This is a genomic window from Streptomyces goshikiensis (genome assembly GCF_014650555.1).
GTDB lineage: Bacteria > Actinomycetota > Actinomycetes > Streptomycetales > Streptomycetaceae > Streptomyces > Streptomyces goshikiensis.
Map to the genome: position 1 here is coordinate 271,138 of NZ_BMVE01000005.1, position 17,464 is coordinate 288,601.

15 protein-coding genes are annotated in these 17,464 nt (G+C 71.1%); 5 read left to right on the top strand and 10 right to left on the bottom strand.

Annotation, left to right across the window (positions count from 1 at the left end):
- Window positions 1-15 precede the first annotated feature (15 nt).
- The 3 genes from IE248_RS17505 (at window position 16) to IE248_RS17515 (ending at window position 3,795) form a co-directional block, all read left to right on the top strand.
- Window positions 16-810 carry a DsbA family protein gene (locus IE248_RS17505; RefSeq protein WP_008738659.1) on the top strand — a complete coding sequence of 265 codons (795 nt, stop codon included), beginning with the start codon at window positions 16-18 and terminating at the stop codon, window positions 808-810.
- Between the two features lie 100 nt (window positions 811-910).
- Window positions 911-2,620, top strand: a complete 1,710-nt coding sequence (locus tag IE248_RS17510; protein ID WP_100583258.1) for an alkaline phosphatase D family protein — start codon at window positions 911-913, stop codon at window positions 2,618-2,620.
- A 224-nt stretch (window positions 2,621-2,844) separates the two neighbouring features.
- Window positions 2,845-3,795, top strand: coding sequence for a zinc metalloprotease (locus tag IE248_RS17515; RefSeq protein ID WP_073799029.1), 951 nt, complete (start codon window positions 2,845-2,847; stop codon window positions 3,793-3,795).
- Window positions 3,796-3,906: 111 nt separating this feature from the next.
- Here IE248_RS17515 and IE248_RS17520 read toward each other — a convergent pair whose 3' ends face one another.
- Window positions 3,907-4,485, bottom strand: a complete 579-nt coding sequence (locus tag IE248_RS17520; protein WP_078489019.1) for a dienelactone hydrolase family protein — start codon at window positions 4,483-4,485, stop codon at window positions 3,907-3,909.
- A 48-nt stretch (window positions 4,486-4,533) separates the two neighbouring features.
- On the opposite strand from IE248_RS17520, the gene IE248_RS17525 reads away from it, so the two are divergent.
- Window positions 4,534-5,577, top strand: coding sequence for a mechanosensitive ion channel family protein (locus IE248_RS17525; RefSeq protein WP_037791558.1), 1,044 nt, complete (start codon window positions 4,534-4,536; stop codon window positions 5,575-5,577).
- A 22-nt stretch (window positions 5,578-5,599) separates the two neighbouring features.
- On the opposite strand, the gene IE248_RS17530 is transcribed toward IE248_RS17525, so the two are convergent.
- From IE248_RS17530 to IE248_RS17550, 5 genes are all read right to left on the bottom strand, one after another.
- The gene (locus tag IE248_RS17530; protein ID WP_073798955.1) at window positions 5,600-7,189 is read right to left on the bottom strand and encodes a Na+/H+ antiporter; all 1,590 of its coding nucleotides are present in this window, start codon (window positions 7,187-7,189) and stop codon (window positions 5,600-5,602) included.
- Window positions 7,190-7,295: 106 nt separating this feature from the next.
- Window positions 7,296-7,760: a GNAT family N-acetyltransferase gene (locus tag IE248_RS17535; RefSeq protein ID WP_008738670.1), complete on the bottom strand. Its 465-nt coding sequence runs from the start codon at window positions 7,758-7,760 to the stop codon at window positions 7,296-7,298.
- Complete coding sequence (locus IE248_RS17540) at window positions 7,757-8,698, bottom strand: RluA family pseudouridine synthase (RefSeq protein WP_008738672.1); 942 nt, start codon at window positions 8,696-8,698, stop codon at window positions 7,757-7,759. The genes IE248_RS17535 and IE248_RS17540 overlap by 4 nt, the downstream gene beginning before the upstream one ends.
- 73 nt (window positions 8,699-8,771) lie before the next feature.
- Entirely contained in the window at window positions 8,772-9,332 is a 561-nt protein-coding gene (gene lspA / locus IE248_RS17545; RefSeq protein WP_008738674.1) for a signal peptidase II, read from the bottom strand.
- A 133-nt stretch (window positions 9,333-9,465) separates the two neighbouring features.
- Entirely contained in the window at window positions 9,466-10,296 is an 831-nt protein-coding gene (locus IE248_RS17550) for a TraR/DksA family transcriptional regulator (protein WP_308438156.1), read from the bottom strand.
- Window positions 10,297-10,986: 690 nt separating this feature from the next.
- Between IE248_RS17550 and ileS the strand changes: the two genes are divergently transcribed.
- Complete coding sequence (gene ileS / locus IE248_RS17555) at window positions 10,987-14,145, top strand: isoleucine--tRNA ligase (protein ID WP_190031119.1); 3,159 nt, start codon at window positions 10,987-10,989, stop codon at window positions 14,143-14,145.
- Window positions 14,146-14,330: 185 nt separating this feature from the next.
- On the opposite strand, the gene IE248_RS17560 is transcribed toward ileS, so the two are convergent.
- The 4 genes from IE248_RS17560 to IE248_RS17575 form a co-directional block, all read right to left on the bottom strand.
- Window positions 14,331-15,545: a DivIVA domain-containing protein gene (locus IE248_RS17560; RefSeq protein WP_100583256.1), complete on the bottom strand. Its 1,215-nt coding sequence runs from the start codon at window positions 15,543-15,545 to the stop codon at window positions 14,331-14,333.
- An 82-nt stretch (window positions 15,546-15,627) separates the two neighbouring features.
- Entirely contained in the window at window positions 15,628-15,924 is a 297-nt protein-coding gene (locus IE248_RS17565) for a YggT family protein (RefSeq protein WP_073774433.1), read from the bottom strand.
- A gap of 60 nt (window positions 15,925-15,984) precedes the next feature.
- Window positions 15,985-16,593: a cell division protein SepF gene (locus tag IE248_RS17570; protein ID WP_008738685.1), complete on the bottom strand. Its 609-nt coding sequence runs from the start codon at window positions 16,591-16,593 to the stop codon at window positions 15,985-15,987.
- A 151-nt stretch (window positions 16,594-16,744) separates the two neighbouring features.
- On the bottom strand, window positions 16,745-17,464 hold the full coding sequence (locus IE248_RS17575; RefSeq protein ID WP_008738688.1) for a YggS family pyridoxal phosphate-dependent enzyme: 720 nt from the start codon (window positions 17,462-17,464) through the stop codon (window positions 16,745-16,747).

The following is a 17,464-nucleotide window of genomic DNA, read 5'->3' on the forward strand; positions in this document are numbered from 1 at the left end:
GTCACGGAGATCACCATGAGTTCACGCAACAGCCAGGCGAACAAGGCGGCGGCCCGCGAGAAGCTGCGCGCGGAGCGCGAGCGGCAGGCCAAGAAGGACCGGGTGCGCCGCCAGGTCATCGTGGCCGGCGCGGGTGTCCTGCTGCTGGCCGTGGTCGGCGGCGTCGCCTACCTGGTCAAGCAGGCCAACGAGCCCACGTACTGGGAGAAGGCCGCCAAGGCCGAGCTGGTCAAGCCGAAGAACACCACGGGCGACGACGGCACCACCGTCGTGCTCGGCAAGGCCGACGCGAAGAAGACCCTGGAGCTGTACGAGGACTCGCGCTGCCCGGCGTGCGCGGCGTTCGAGCAGGCGGTGGGCGAGCAGGTCAAGAAGGACGTCGACGCGGGCAAGTACAAGCTGCGCTACATAGGCGCGACCTTCATCGACAACGCCGCCAAGGGCGAGGGCTCGAAGAACGCGCTGAGCGCGCTCGGCGCGGCGCTGAACGTCAGCCCGGAGGCCTTCCTCGACTACAAGGCGGCCCTGTACTCCAAGGAGCTGCACCCCGAGGAGACCGTCGACAGCTTCGCCAAGGACGACTACCTCATCAAGGTCGCGGACACCGTCCCGGCGCTGAAGGGGAACGCCGAGTTCAAGAAGGCCGTCGAGGACGGCACGTACGACCGGTGGGCGATGGAGATGTCGAAGTCCTTCGACAAGTCCGGGGTGACGGGCACTCCGACGCTGAAGATGGACGGCAAGAAGATCGACACCCCCTCCACCCCCGACGCCTTCACGACGGCGATCGACGCGGCCCTGAAGGGCTGACCGGCGCCGGACGCTGACGGTCCGCCAGGGACCGTCTTCCGGCCACCGCTTCACGGGCGGGCGAACTCTCAGAGTTCGTCCGCCCGTTGCCTTCCCAGGGATGTACCGGCGGTTATACCCGGCAGTAATATCATCGCCCGTGACCAGTCATCTCTCCCCCGTTCCGGCCAACCCGGCTGCTCCGCGCCGCCGTACGGTCGTCCTGGCAGCCGCGGCAACGGCCGCGCTGGCCCCGCTCGCCGGACTCGGCGCCCAGGCCGCCCACGCGGCGGCCGCCGCCCCCGCCCCCGCCTTCCTGCACGGCGTCGCCTCCGGCGACCCGCTGCCCGACGGGATCCTGCTGTGGACCCGCGTCACCCCGGTTCCCGAGGCGGCGCCGGGCTCCGGCCTCGGCCCGGCCACCGAGGTGGCCTGGGAAGTCTCCGAGGACAAGGCCTTCTCCCGGGTCGTCGCGCGCGGCTCGGTGACCGCGACCGCCGCCGCCGACCACACGGTCAAGGCGGACGTGCGCGGCCTGCGCCCGCAGACCCCGTACTGGTACCGCTTCACCGCGGGGGACACCGTCTCCCCGGCCGGGCGCACCCTGACCGCCCCGGCCCACGACGTGAGCACCGCCGGGGTCCGGTTCGGCGTGGTCTCCTGCGCCAACTGGGAGTCCGGCTACTTCTCGGCGTACCGCCACCTGGCCGCCCGCAGCGACCTGACCGCCGTCCTGCACCTGGGCGACTACATCTACGAGTACCAGAGCGGGGGTTACCCGGAGGCGAAGTACGTCGTGCGCCAGCACGAGCCGAAGCACGAGATCGTCTCGCTGGCGGACTACCGCGTCCGGCACGGCAAGTACAAGACGGACGCCGACCTCCAGGCGCTGCACGCGGCCCACGCGATCATCGCCATCTGGGACGACCACGAGTTCGCCAACGACGCCTGGGCGGGCGGGGCGGAGAACCACACCCCCGGCGCCGAGGGCGAGTGGGCGGCCCGCGCGGCCGCCGCGAAGCAGGCGTACTTCGAGTGGATGCCGGTGCGGCCCTCCGTCGCCGGCACCGTCTACCGGCGGCTGCAGTTCGGCACCCTCGCCGACCTGCACCTGCTGGACCTGCGCAGCTTCCGCTCGCAGCAGGCGAAGGTGGGCAGCGGCTCGGTGGACGACCCGGAGCGCACCATCACCGGGCGCGCCCAGCTGGACTGGCTCAAGTCGGGCCTGGCGAGCTCGAACGCGACCTGGAAGCTGGTCGGCACCTCGGTGATGATCTCGCCGGTGGCGTTCGGCTCGCTGCCCGCGCACCTGCTGAAGCCCCTCACCAAGCTGCTCGGGCTGCCGGAAGGCGGCATAGCGATCAACGTGGACCAGTGGGACGGGTACACGGACGACCGCAAGGAGCTGCTGGGCCACCTGAAGGACCGGAACATCAAGAACACGGTGTTCCTGACGGGTGACATCCACATGGCGTGGGCCAACGACGTCCCGGTGAACATGGCGACCTACCCGGGCTCGGGCACGGCGGCGACCGAGTTCGTCGTCACCTCGGTGACCTCCGACAACCTCGACGAGATGCTGCACGTCCCGGCGGACACCGCCTCGCTGGTGGCCGAAACGGCCATCAAGGCCGCGAACTGGCACGTGAAGTGGCTGGACATGGACGCCCACGGATACGGCGTCCTGGACGTCACGGCCGAGCGTTCGCAGATGGACTACTACGTGGTCTCGGACAAGCGCCGCCAGGACGCGACGGCCGCGTGGGCGCGCTCGTACCGCACGCTCAGCGGCACGCAGAAGGTGGAGCGGGTGACTCAGCCGGTGCGCTGACATACCGTCAATTCGACTGCGAGAAGGGGCGTTTGGTTCACACCAGACGCCCCTTCAGTCGCTTCGGCAACAAATCTTTTACCTACGGGATCTTGCCAATCGGCTGACATGGACACGTAAGCTTCGCGCCAGCGTGAGGAGAACCTCACCCCCCACACCACGCTTCGCGAGGAGTCAACGTGCGCGCTTCCGCCCGCATATCCCCCCTGCTCCGCCGCCGCCTCATGGGTACGGCCGTCCTGGCCGGAACCCTGGCGTTCGCCCCGATCGCGGCCCCCACGACCGTGGCCGCGGCCAAGACCCCCGCCGAGGTCTGCAACGAACAGGCCGCCACGGCCTCCGCCTCCGCCGCCGCGCGCGTCGCCCGCCCCCAGGCCGCCACGGCAGCCGACCCCAACGAGGTGACGGACGCCCAGGTCAAGGCGATGGACGCCGACCTGAGCAAGAAGCTCGGCCAGATCGGCTCACAGAGACTCATGCGCGCCGGCGAGAGCGCCGCCGCGACGAGCATCCCGGTCTACGTCCACGTCATCCACTCCGGCAGCACCGGAAAGCTGACGGCCACCGACGTCAGCAAGCAGCTGGCCGTCCTGAACGCCGCGTACGGCGGCCAGGGCACCGGCAACGTGAACTCCGGCTTCCAGTTCACCCTGGCCGGCACGGACTACACGGACAACGCCGCCTGGTACAACCTCTCGGACGGAACCAAGGCCGAGAAGGACATGAAGACCGCCCTGCGCAAGGGCGGCAAGAACGCGCTGAACCTCTACACCGCCAACCTCGGCGGCGGGCTGCTCGGCTGGGCCACCTTCCCCAGCTCCTACGCCTCGCAGCCCAAGATGGACGGCGTGGTCGTGCTCAACAGCTCGCTGCCGGGCGGCTCCTCCGCCAACTACAACCAGGGCGACACCGCCACCCACGAGGTCGGCCACTGGCTCGGCCTCTACCACACCTTCCAGGGCGGCTGCACGGGCAGCGGTGACTCCGTCGCCGACACCCCGGCCGAGAAGACCGCCGCGTTCGAGTGCCCGACCGGCCGCGACTCCTGCACCGCCCAGTCCGGCGTCGACCCGATCCACAACTTCATGGACTACACGTACGACTCCTGCATGTACCAGTTCACGGCCGGCCAGGTGTCCCGCATGAAGACCATGTGGAGCTCCTACCGCGCCTGACGCGCACGCACGGACACATCAGCACGTCAGCACGTCAGCACGTCAGCACGTCAACGCAGGAGGGCGCGGCCCGGCGAATCCGCCGGGCCGCGCCCCCGTTTCCCGCTCAGGTCACAGACTGTCGAGGAAGCCGAGCGCGACCTTCCAGGTCTGCTCGGCGGCCTCCGCGTCGTAGTCGTCGAGGTCCGGGTCGGTGAACAGGTGCCCGGCGCCCGGGTAGCTGTGGACCTCCACGTCCGCCCCGGCCCGCCGCATCCGCAGGTACCAGGCCGTCAGCCAGTCGTGCGGCTCGAACTGGTCCGGGTCCGCGATGTGCAGCTGCACCGGGAGCTCGTCCGCCGAGGCGTTCTCCTCCAGGTCCGACGTGCCGTGCAGGAGCAGCAGCCCGCGCGCCTTCTCGTCGTGCAGGGCCAGGTGCTGCGCGACGGACGCGCCGAAGGAGAAGCCCGCGTACACCAGGCCCCGGTCCGAGTAGGGGGCCGCGGCCAGCACCGCGCGCCTCAGCAGCTCGTCGCGGCCGATCTCGTCCCGGTGGGCCATGCCCTCCTCGACGGTCTCGAAAGTGCGCCCCTCGAAGAGGTCCGGTACCTGGACCTGGTGTCCGGCCGCGCGCAGCCGGTCGGCCGCCGCGTGCACCGCGGGCCGCAGCCCGTACGTCGAGTGGAAAAGCATGATGTTCATGGATCCCATCGTGCCAGTTTCCGGACGCCCCTTCCGGTTACGTTCATACCCATGGAGATGGAGTCCGTCCTGCGCCCGCTGACCGTCATCGGCGGCTCGGTCGTCGTCACGCTGCTCGCGGCATGGCTGCTCGACCTGCTGTTGCGCCGCGCCGACGCCCGGCACAGCGAAACCCCGCTGTGGGGGCTGCTGCGCCGGTGCCGCCTGCCGTTCCAGGTCACCCTGTGCACGTTCCTGCTGAGAGGCTCGTACCGCCAGGCCCGGGTGCTGCCCGACCATCCGGTCGGCGTCGGCCGCGCCCTCACCCTCGTCCTGATCGCCGGAACGGCCTGGCTGCTGGTACGGATCGCGGCGGCCGTGGTCGACTCCGCGTACGCCCGCTACGCCGCCGGCGCCCTCGATCCCGCCCGCGTCCGCCGGGTCCGCACCCAGGTCGCGCTGATCCAGCGGGCGGTGACGGCCGCCGTGGCCGTGGTGGCGGTGGCCGCGATGCTGCTGACGTTCCCCGCGATGCGGGCGGTCGGCGCCTCGATGCTGGCTTCCGCCGGCGTCCTCGGCATCGTGGCGGGCATCGCAGCCCAGTCCTCGCTGAGCAACCTGTTCGCCGGGCTCCAGATCGCCTTCGGCGACACCGTCCGGATCGGCGACACGGTGGTCGTGGACAAGGAGTGGGGCACCGTCGAGGAGATCACCCTGACCTTCCTGGTGGTGCGCACCTGGGACGAGCGCCGCATCACGATGCCCGTGTCGTACTTCACCAGCAAGCCGTACGAGAACTGGTCGCGCGGCGGCGCCGAGCTGACGGGCACGGTGTTCGTGCACCTGGACCACTCGGCGCCGGTCGCGCTGCTGCGGGAGTGGCTGGCGGACCTCCTGAAGGAGACCCCGGAGTGGGACGGCCGCGCCGCCGGCCTGGTCGTCACGGACACCACCCCGAACACGATGCAGATCCGGGCGATGGTCACCGCGAAGGACGCCGACGACCTCTGGACCCTGCGCTGCCTGGTCCGCGAGCGCATGATCGCCTGGCTGGTGGAACACCACCCGTACGCCCTCCCCCGCGTCGCCACCTCGGAGGCCACCAGCCCGCCCCGCATGTGACGGGAATCACCCCCGGCCGGGGTCAGCTGCGCAGGCTGCGCACGTCCAGGTGGCGCAGCACCCGGTCCACGATCTCCGGGTCCGCGCCGGGTTCGCTGCGCGCCGAGAGGACCTCGTGGCGGGCGGCCGACATCATCTCCCGCTGGATGCGCTGGATGTCCCGGATCCGCTCCACCCGCTTCGCGTACGCCTCGCGGCGCTCCTCGTCCACCATCTCGGGGCTGATCCTGGCCCCCACGTCGTACGCGCGCCGGTACAGGGTCTCGACCAGGTCCTCCGGGAGGTCCTCCACCCCCTCGATCTCCTTCAGCCGCCGCTTCGCGGCCTTGGCGGCGCGGATCGCCAGCTGCCGCTCGGTCTCCCGGTCCGCGTCCACGTCGGCCTCGACGCCGAGCCGCCCCACCAGCCAGGGCAGGGTCAGCCCCTGGCACACCAGGGTCACCATGATCACCGCGAAAGCGATGAACACCATCTGGTCGCGGCCGGGGAAGGGGTCCCCGGCGTCGGTGCGCAGCGGGATGGCCAGCGCCAGCGCCACCGAGGCCACGCCGCGCATCCCGGCCCACCACATGACCACCGACTCCCGCCAGCTCAGCGGGATCTCCTCGTCGTAGTCGCGCCGGTCGTGCAGCTTCTTCGCCAGCCAGCCGGCGGGCAGCAGCCACAGCAGCCGGACGCCGATCACCACCGCGGTCACGATCGCGGCCCAGCCGGCCATCTCCCACTCGCGGCCGCGCGCGACCCCGAAGACGTTGTGCAGCTCCAGCCCGATCAGGCCGAACGCGACGCCGGTGACCAGCGTGTCGACGACCTCCCAGAAGGTGTGCCCGGCGAGGCGCCCGAGGACGTCGTCGGCGTCGTTGGCGTACTCGGCGAGGAACAGGGCCGTCGTCAGCACGGCCAGCACCCCCGACCCCTGGAGCTCCTCCGCCACGACGTAGGCCACGAACGGCACGAGCAGCGTCAGCCCGATCTGGAGGGTGGCGTCGCCGAGCCGCCCCATGAGCCGGTTCGTGGCCCAGCCGAGGGCGAGGCCGACGGCGAGGGCGACCACGGCCGACAGCACGAACTCCGCGAGGGCGCCGGGCCAGGAGAAGCTCCCGCTGACGGCGGCGGCGATGGCCACGTGGTAGAGCACGATGGCGGTGACGTCGTTGAAGAGGCCCTCGCCCTCCAGGATCGACACCATCCGCCGCGGCAGCCCGAGCGATCCGGCGACGGCCGTGGCGGCGACGGGGTCGGGCGGCGCGACGAGCGCCCCGAGGGCGACGGCGGCGGCGACGGGCAGCCCGGGCACGACGGCGTTCGCGGCGAAGGCGACGGCGGCGGTGGTCACGAAGACCAGTGCGACGGCGAGGAGCAGGATCGGCCGGACGTTCGCCGCGAACTGGCGCCAGGAGGTGCGCTGCACCGAGGCGTACAGCAGCGGCGGCAGCACGAGCGGCAGGATGTACTCGGGCGGGATGTCGACGTTCGGCACGGCGGGGAGGAGCGCGAGCACCACCCCGACGATGGTCATGAGCACCGGCGCGGGCAGCCGGAGCCGGTCCCCGAGCGGGACGGTGACGACCGCGCCGAGCAGCAGTACGAAAAGCAGAGCGAGCTGATCCACTCCACCACCCTGCCGTACCACCGGCCGCGGACACCAACGCCCCGCCGCTCCAGCGGCTCCGCCCCGCGCCGCGGCGTCGGCGGGGCCTTCGGTCACCCGGCCAGGGTTACGGCAGGCGCCGCCGCATCGAGCGGTGGGGGATGCCCGCGTCCTGGAACTCCGGCCCGTAGGCCTCGTACCCGAGGCGCTCGTAGAAGCCCAGCGCATGCGTCTGCGCGCCGAGGTCGACCGCGGCCAGCCCCAGCCGCCCGGCCTCCGCCTCGATCGCCCGCACCAGCGCCACTCCGACGCCCAGCCCGCGCGCGGCCTTGGTCACGGCCAGCCGGCCCAGCGAGCCGACCTCCGGGGACCCCGTCTTGGCCAGGGCCTCCGGCCCGTACAGCAGCCGGCCGGTGCCCAGCGGCGCCCCGTCCGGCCCCTCGGCCAGCACGTGCACCGCCACCGCGTCGTACGCGTCGTACTCGATCGACTCCGGCACCGACTGTTCGATCACGAACACCTCGGTCCGCACCGCGAAGCACGCCGCCCGGTCGGCCTCGCCGGCCGCGACCCTGACGGTGAAGGCGGTCACTCGCTCTCCGCCCGGATCACATCCAGCGCGTGCTGGAGGTCGGCGGGGTAGGTGCTCTCGAACTCCACCCAGCTGCCGTCCGCGGGGTGCTCGAAGCCCAGCCGCACCGCGTGCAGCCACTGGCGGGTCAGCCCCAGCCGCTTCGCGACGGTCGGGTCGGCGCCGTAGGTGAGGTCGCCGACGCACGGGTGCCGGTGCGCGGACATGTGCACGCGGATCTGGTGCGTACGCCCGGTCTCCAGCTTGATGTCCAGCAGCGAGGCCGCGCGGAAGGCCTCGATCAGGTCGTAGTGGGTGACCGACGCCTTGCCGTCCTGGGTCACGGCCCACTTGTAGTCCGCGTTCGGGTGCCGCCCGATCGGCGCGTCGATGGTGCCGCTCATCGGGTCCGGGTGCCCCTGCACCAGCGCGTGGTAGCGCTTGTCCACGACCCGCTCGCGGAACTGGTTCTTCAGCGAGGTGTACGCGCGCTCCGACTTGGCGACCGCCATCAGACCGGACGTACCGACGTCGAGGCGGTGCACGACGCCCTGGCGCTCGGACGCGCCGGAGGTGGAGATCCGGTAGCCGGCGGCGGCCAGGCCACCGATGACGGTGGTGCCGGTCCAGCCGGGGCTCGGGTGGGCGGCGACGCCCACCGGCTTCATGACGACGACGATGTCGTCGTCGTCGTGGACGATCTCCATGCCGGGGACGGGCTCGGCGACGAGCTCGACCGGCCGCGGCGGCGCGGGCATCTCGACTTCGAGCCAGGCGCCGCCGTGCACCCGCTCGGACTTCCCGACGACGCTGCCGTCGACCGACACCTTCCCCGCGGCCGCGAGTTCGGCCGCCTTCGTCCGGGAAAATCCGAACATACGGGCGATGGCGGCGTCGACGCGCTCGCCCTCAAGGCCATCGGGAACGGGCAGGGTGCGGATCTCGGGAATCGTACTCACCTGTCGAGTATGCAGGACTCGACGGAGGAGCCGTCCCGCTCAAGGCCCGCTCAAGGCCGCTCAGGGCCCGCGATCAGTCCTTGTGGACGGTGCCGTCCGGGTCCAGGCCCTTGAAGGAGAGCAGGACGATCAGGATCCCGCCGCACACGATCGCCGAGTCCGCGAGGTTGAAGACGGCGAAGTGGGCCGGGGCGATGAAGTCCACGACCGCGCCCCGGAACACGCCCGGCGAACGGAAGATCCGGTCGGTCAGGTTGCCCAGCGCACCGCCGAGCAGCAGACCGAGCGCGATCGCCCACGGCAGGCTGTAGAGCTTCCGCGCCAGCCGGACGATCACCACGATCACGCCGGCCGCGATGCAGGTGAAGATGATGGTGAAGGCCTCGCCGAAGCCGAACGCGGCGCCGGGGTTGCGGACCGCCTCGAACTTCAGCAGGTCGCCGATGATCTCGATCGGCGCCTGGTGCTCCAGCTTCGCGACGACCAGCATCTTGCTGCCGAGGTCCAGCAGGTACGCGAGGACCGCGACCACCAGCAGCGCCACGATCCGCCGCCGCCCCTTGGGCAGCGCGGGCTCCGGCTGGGTGTCGTCCCCGACCTCGGGCGTACCGATGATGCGCTCCGCCTCTGCCACGTGAGTCCCTCGAACTAGCTCGAACCAGGTTGCCGAAGTCAGCCGTGCCAGGTTCCTGGACCCTGACGAGACACGAGAGTACGTCAGGCCGCCCGGCCGGCGCCTGCCCAGTACCCCCGCCGCCCCGCCCGCGCTAGTGGCGCCGCTCCTGCTTCTGCTTGCAGTCCACGCACAGCGTGGCCCGCGGGAAGGCCTGCATCCTGGCCTTGCCGATGGGCTGCCCGCAGTTCTCGCACAGCCCGTACGTGCCCGCGTCCAGCCGTTCCAGGGCCCGCTCGGTCTGCTCCAGCATCAGCGTGGCGTTCGCGGCGAGGGCCAGCTCCGACTCCCGGGTGATGTTCTTGGTGCCCGTATCGGCCTGGTCGTCGCCCGCGCCGTCGCCCGAGTCCCGCATCAGGCCGGCGATGGCCTGCTCGGAGGCGTCCAGTTCGGCGCGCAGCCGCAGCACCTCGCTGTACAGCTCGGTACGGGCCTCCGTGACCTCCGCCGGGGTCCAGGGGTCCTCCCCCGGCCGTACGGCGAGCTCGCCGGGCGCGAGGCCCGCCGTCGCCGCCTTGCCGGCGGTCTTGCCCGCGGCCTTGGCGGCCGTCTTGGGCAGCCCGCTGGTGGCGACCGCCGCCGTCTTCCTGGCCGTACCCGTGCTCTTCTTGGCAACCACTTTCCCGGCTCCCGTCTCTTGCGCGGCCTGGGCCGCCCCCTCGGCCCAGGCCGCCTTGGCCGTGACCTTCCCCGCGGTCGTCCTGCCGACGGCGGTCGCCTTCTTCTTCACGGCCGGCGCCTTCTTCGCCGGGGCCTTCCTCGCGACGGCGGCCGTCTTGGCGGGCGCCGCCTTCGCGGCGGCGTCCTTGACGGCCGGGGCCTTCTTCGCCGCCTTCGCCGCCTTGGTCGCCTTCGTCGCCTTCGTCGCCGCCTTCTTCGGCGCGGCCCGCTTCGCCGCGGTCTCCTGCGCCACGATCTCCTTCACCACGGTCTCCTTCACCGCGGCCGGAACCCCGGTGGGCTCCCCGTCAGCCTTCCCGACGGCCTTCCTGGCAGTCCTCCCGGCAGTACTCCCGGCGGTCTTCTTCGCCACCATGGCCGCGGCCCCTTCACATACTGTGATATTGCTCGCGAATCGTGCCGGAACGATAAATCGCCTCCGACCCGGCGGCAACGGGGCACGCGTCCCTCACCGTGAACCTGCATCCGTTGTGCCCAGCGGGAAGCCCGGTAACCCGCCCCACCGGCCCCACCGGATCCCGTACCGGCCCGTCGGCCCATTCGGGTCACGGCCCGGCCGGGCCCGCGCCCCTCCCGCGCCACGCCCGCGGCGCCGGAAAACCGGTCTGCCGAGCGGCGCCCCGGCCCGTACACTGGGCCCAGCGAAAGGCATGGATGGGGACGAGTAGCGTCGTACGCGGCCAGGAGCGACCCGGGGACGGTGAGAGCCCGGGGGCGAGCGCGATGTGAAGGATCACCCCGGAGCCGCCGGAAGAAAGTCCGTACGGAGTCCCGTCGGGCGAGTAGAACCGGCTTCGCGCCCCAATGAGGGGGCCCCCGGACCCGTCCGGAGGCCAAGGAGGGTGGTACCGCGGGAGCAGCACGTCCCTGATCGGGGGCGGCTCTCGTCCCTCCGGACGGAAGTGACATCCCGCCGGAGGAAGAGTTCAGCCTCATGACCACACCGCCGCAGTACCGCCCGGTACCCGCCCAGGTCGACCTGCCTGCCCTTGAGCACGCCGTCCTCGACTTCTGGCGCGAGAGCAAGACCTTCGCCAAGACCCTGGAGCAGTCCGAGGGCCGCCCCGAGTGGGTCTTCTACGAGGGCCCGCCGACCGCGAACGGCATGCCCGGCGCGCACCACATCGAGGCCCGCGTCTTCAAGGACGTCTTCCCCCGGTTCCGCACCATGCGCGGCTACCACGTGGCCCGCAAGGCCGGCTGGGACTGCCACGGCCTGCCCGTCGAGCTCGCCGTCGAGAAGGAACTGGGCTTCAACGGCAAGCAGGACATCGAGGCGTACGGCATCGCCGAGTTCAACGCCAAGTGCCGCGAGTCCGTGACCCGCCACACCGACGCGTTCACCGATCTCACGACCCGGATGGGCTACTGGGTCGACCTGGACGACGCCTACCGCACCATGGACCCCGAGTACGTCGAGTCCGTGTGGTGGTCGCTCAAGGAGATCTTCAACAAGGGCCTGCTGACCCAGGACCACCGCGTCGCCCCCTGGTGCCCGCGCTGCGGCACCGGCCTCTCGGACCACGAGCTGGCGCAGGGCTACGAGACGGTCGTGGACCCCTCCGTCTACGTCCGCTTCCCGCTGACCTCCGGCCCCCTCGCGGGCGAGGCCGCCCTGCTGGTCTGGACGACGACCCCCTGGACCCTGGTCTCCAACACGGCCGTGGCCGCGCACCCCGGCGTCACGTACGTCGTCGCGCGCCGCACCGGCGACCCGGACTCGGAGAAGCTGGTCGTCGCCGAGCCGCTGCTGGAGAAGTCCCTGGGCGAGGGCTGGGAGGCCACCGGCCAGACCTTCACGGGCAAGGAGATGGAGCGCTGGACGTACGAGCGTCCCTTCTCCCTCGTCGAGTTCCCCGAGCCCGCCCACTACGTCGTGAACGCCGAGTACGTCACGACCGAGGACGGCACCGGTCTGGTCCACCAGTCCCCCGCCTTCGGCGCCGACGACCTCGCGGTCTGCCGCGCGTACGGCCTGCCGGTCGTGAACCCCGTCCGCCCCGACGGCACCTTCGAGGAGGACGTCCCGCTGGTCGGCGGCGTCTTCTTCAAGAAGGCCGACGAGAAGCTCACCGCCGACCTGGACGCGCGCGGCCTGCTCTTCAAGCACATCGCCTACGAGCACAGCTACCCGCACTGCTGGCGCTGCCACACCGCGCTGCTGTACTACGCGCAGCCGTCCTGGTACATCCGCACCACCGCCGTCAAGGACGCGATGCTGCGGGAGAACGAGAAGACGAACTGGTTCCCGGACTCGGTCAAGCAGGGCCGCTTCGGCGACTGGCTGAACAACAACATCGACTGGGCGCTCTCCCGCAACCGCTACTGGGGCACCCCGCTGCCGATCTGGCGCTGCGAGGAGGACCACCTCACCTGCGTCGGCTCGCGCGCGGAGCTGAGCGAGCTGTCCGGCACGGACCAGTCCGCCCTGGACCCGCACCGCCCGTACATCGACGACGTCACCTTCCCCTGCACCCACGAGGGCTGCTCCCTGACGGCCGTCCGCGTGCCGGAGGTCATCGACGCCTGGTACGACTCGGGCTCGATGCCGTTCGCGCAGTGGGGTTACCCGTACAAGAACAAGGAGATCTTCGAGAAGCGCTACCCGGCGCAGTTCATCTCGGAGGCCATCGACCAGACCCGCGGCTGGTTCTACACGATGATGGCGGTCGGCACGCTGGTCTTCGACAAGTCCTCGTACGAGAACGTCGTCTGCCTGGGCCACATCCTGGCCGAGGACGGCCGCAAGATGTCCAAGCACCTGGGCAACATCCTCCAGCCGATCCCGCTCATGGACCAGCACGGCGCGGACGCGGTGCGCTGGTTCATGGCGGCCGGCGGCTCCCCGTGGGCGGCCCGCCGCGTCGGCCACGGCACGATCCAGGAAGTGGTCCGCAAGACCCTCCTCACGTACTGGAACACGGTCGCCTTCCAGGCGCTGTACGCCCGTACGTCGAACTGGGCGCCGTCCGCGGCCGACCCGGCCCCGGCGGACCGCACGGTCCTGGACCGCTGGCTGCTGTCCGAGCTCCACACCCTGGTGGCCGAGGTCACCGAGGCCATGGAGTCGTACGACACCCAGCGCGCCGGCAAGCTGCTGTCCTCCTTCGTGGACGACCTGTCCAACTGGTACGTCCGCCGCTCGCGCCGCCGCTTCTGGCAGGGCGACGCCTCGGCGCTGCGCACCCTGCACGACGTGGTCGAGACGGTGACCCGCCTCATGGCCCCCCTCACCCCCTTCATCACGGAGCGGGTGTGGCAGGACATGGTCGTCCCGGTGACCGCGGACGCCCCGGAGTCGGTGCACCTGTCGTCCTGGCCGGAGCCGGACGCCGCGCAGGTGGACCGCGAGCTGTCCCGGGACATGCTGCTGGTGCGCCGCCTGGTCGAGCTGGGCCGCGCGACGCGCGCGGAGTCGGGCGTCAAGACCCGCCAGCCGCTGTCGCGCGCGCTGGTCGGCGCGGTGGGCTTCGACGCGCTGTCGCCGCAGCTGCGGTCCCAGATCACGGAGGAGCTGAACGTCTCCTCCCTGGCCTCGCTCTCCGAGGTCGGCGGGTCCCTGGTGGACACGACCGCGAAGGCGAACTTCCGGGCGCTGGGCAAGCGGTTCGGCAAGGGCGTGCAGGACGTGGCGAAGGCGGTGGCCGCGGCCGACGCGGCGGCGCTGTCCCTGTCCCTGCGGGGCGGCTCCGCCGAGGTCGAGGTGAACGGCGAGGTCGTGACCCTGACCCCGGACGAGGTCATCATCACCGAGACCCCGCGCGAGGGCTGGTCGGTGGCCTCCGACTCGGGCGCGACGGTCGCGCTGGACCTGGAGATCACCCCGGAGCTGCGGCTGGCGGGCCTGGCCCGTGACGCGATCCGCCTGATCCAGGAGGCCCGGAAGAACTCCGGCCTGGACGTCGCGGACCGGATCGCGCTGCGGTGGTCCGCGTCGGACCCGGAGCTGGTGACGGCCCTGACCGACCACGCTGCCCTGATCGCGGACGAGGTCCTGGCGACCGACTTCGCCGCCGGCGACGCCGACGCCGCCTACGGCGACCCGTTCACGGACGAGCCCCTGGGCCTCACCTTCCGCCTCCGCAAGGCGTAAGCCCCGGCCCTGTGGCCCGGCCCCTCCCCACCGGGAGGGGCCGGGCCACAGCTGTTTCCGCTCCCCGCCCCGCCCCGCCCCTTCCCGAAGCCGGGGCCGGGTACGGGAACGGGCCGGGCCCGGCACCCCCGAAGGGGAACCGGGCCCGGCCCGAACTGCTGCTGCCGCCGACAGGCGTACGGCGCTTAGTTGTCGTCCTCGTCGATCAGGAAGCCCCGCATCGGCGACGGAGCCTGCATCGGCTGCGGCGCGGCCGGCCGGACCGGAGCCATCGGCTGGGTCATCGCCGGGGACATCTGCTGCTGGCCACCGTAGGAGGGACCGGCGCCCATCGGCGACGGGCCACCCATCGGGGAGGGTCCACCCATCGGCGACGGAGCGCCCATGGAGTGCCCCATCGCACCGGCCGGAGCCATCGACGGGGTCGGCGACGGCGGGAGCGCCGGGCCGGCCGGGTTCCGCGGCGGAGCCAGCGAGTCGTCGGCCTGGGTCTCCAGCTGGCGCAGCTGCGACTCCAGGTAGGACTTCAGACGCGTACGGTACTCGCGCTCGAAGCCCCGCAGGTCCTCGACCTTGCGCTCCAGCGTGGCGCGGGCGGACTCCAGGGAGCCCATCGCGACGCGGTGCTTCTCCTGCGCGTCCCGCTCCAGCGCGTCGGCCTTGGCGCGGGCGTCCCGCTCCAGGCCCTCGGCACGGCTGCGCGCCTCGCCGACGATCTTGTTGGCCTCGGAACGGGCCTCCGCGATCGCCTGGTCGGCGGTCTGCTGCGCGAGCGAGAGGACACGGGCGGCGCTGTCGCCACCGGGGCCCTGCTGCGGGAGCTGCGGCTGCTGCATCTGCTGCTGCTGCATCTGCTGGCCCATGGGCTGCATCTGCTGCCCCATCGGCTGCATCTGCTGGCCCATCGGCTGGCCGAGCTGGTTCTGGCCACCCATGGACTGCTGCTGCATGCCCTGCTGCTGCTGCATGCCCTGCTGCATACCGGGCTGGCCGCCCATGGTGTGCTGCTGCATGGGGCCACCCATCGGGCCCGGACCCTGCGGTCCGTGTCCGCCGGGGCCGGGGGGAAGCTGCGGCTGGCCGCCGGGCAGCTGGGGCGGGCCCATCTGCGGCTGCTGCTGCTGCGGCGGGCCGGATATGGCGGCGGGCACCGGGGCGCCGGGCCCACGCTGGTCCTGGGGCTCGGGCTTGCGCATGCCCTGCTGCTGCTGCTGGTTCTGCGCGGCCGCGCGCGTGGCGGCTGCCAGCTTGGCGCGCAAGTCCTCGTTCTCGCGCAGCAGGCGCGTCAGTTCGGACTCGACCTCGTCGAGGAAGGCATCGACCTCGTCCTCGTCATAGCCTTCTCGAAGGCGGACGGTCGTGAACTGCTTGTTCCGCACGTCCTCGGGAGTCAGCGGCATGTCTTCTTCACCTCTACGTAGTCGTCGGCAGTCGGCAAGACCGTATCGGGACTGTCCCCGCGCCCGCGGGGAAGCACATCGTTCACACGCTTCTCGCAGCGGTGCTCACGAAACTGATGAGGATGTAAACGATGATCATCAGAACGAAGAAGGACAGGTCGAGTGCCACGCCCCCGAGACGCAACGGCGGGATGAACCGCCGGAGAAGCTTGAGCGGTGGATCGGTAAGAGTGTAGGTGGCCTCCAGAACGACCACCATCGCCTTGCCGGGTGTCCATGAACGTGCGAACTGGAACACGTAGTCCATGACCAGTCGGAAGATCAGCACGATAAGGAAGCACATCAGCGCGATGTAGACGACCTGTAGTGCGACACCCATCCCGCGCTTCCCTCTCCCCTGACCCTCGTTCTGTCCCGGCCCCGTATCTGACGGATCGGTCTAGCTTTGGTTGAAGAACCCGCCCTCCGCGATGCGGGCCTTGTCCTCCGCCGTGACATCGACGTTAGCAGGCGACAGCAGGAACACCTTCTGTGTCACTCGTTCAATGCTGCCGTGCAGACCGAACACGAGACCGGCCGCGAAGTCGACGAGACGCTTCGCATCCGTGTCGTCCATCTCCGTGAGGTTCATGATCACCGGAGTGCCCTCACGGAAGTGTTCCCCGATGGTACGGGCCTCGTTGTAGGTCCGCGGGTGCAGCGTCGTGATGCGGTACGGCTCCCGCTCGGAGACGACCTTGGGCATGATCACGGGGGCGTTCTTCTCCAGGTTCGTGCGGTCAGGTGTGATGGATGCCACGGGGGCGATTCGCGCCGGACGTCCGTTTTCCACCGGCATCGGGGTGGGTTCCCGTTGCGCTGGGGGCTGGGGGACTCGTACCGGTTCGTCCGGTACGGGCGATTGGTGCACGGGCTGCTGTCGCCGGCGATCCCGCTCCGGTTCCGGCTCGGGCTCGAACTCGTCGTCGGGGTCGTACCCCGGGTTGTCGTACCGGTCGTCCTCCACGAGGCCGAGGTAGACCGCCATCTTGCGCATCGCGCCGGCCATTCTCCGAGTCCTCCGCTCTGTGGTGGATCGCCCTGCCGCAGGTGTGCCGCTGTGTCACCAAAGTCACCAACTGCCCGCGATCCACGTGGTCTGCCCGCTCATCGGCGGGAATGACCATATTTTCTGCTGTGGTCCGACTTTCTTCGCGACGTTACCCGAGCCGGGGTCTCGCGCCGAGTACCGCAGTGCCGACGCGTACATGTGTCGCACCGGCCGCAACGGCCTGTTCCAGGTCTGCGCTCATCCCGGCCGACACCATCGTGGCAGCCGGATGGTCCGCGCGCAGGCTGGATGACAATTCCACCAGCCGCTCGAAAGCGGCCTGTTCGCGGCCCGCGTACGGACCGGCCAGCGGGGCGACGGTCATCACGCCGTCGATCCGCAGTCCGGGAGCCGCGGCCACGAGGTCCGCCAACTCCGCGAGCTGCTCCGGCGCCGCGCCGCCGCGGGTTCCGCGCCCGCCCGACTCGGCGTCCAGGGCGATCTGGACGAGGCAGCCGAGTTCGCGCCCGGCGCCCGTCGCCGCCGCCGAGAGCGAGGTGACCAGCTTCGGCCGGTCGACCGACTGCACCACATGCGCGTATCCCGCCACGGAACGGACTTTGTTCGTCTGCAACTGGCCCACGAAGTGCCAGCCGAGTGGCAGATCCGCGCAGGCCGCGGCCTTGGGGGCGGCGTCCTGGTCACGATTTTCCGCAACATGACGGACACCCAGCTCCGCCAGCAGTCGTACGTCACTCGCGGGGTAGGTCTTGGTGACCACGATCAGGGTCACCTCGTCCCGCGCGCGCCCCGCGGCCGCGCAGGCCGAGGAGATGCGTTCCTCCACCCGCGCCAGGTTCTCCGCGAGTTCCGACTTACGATCCGTCAT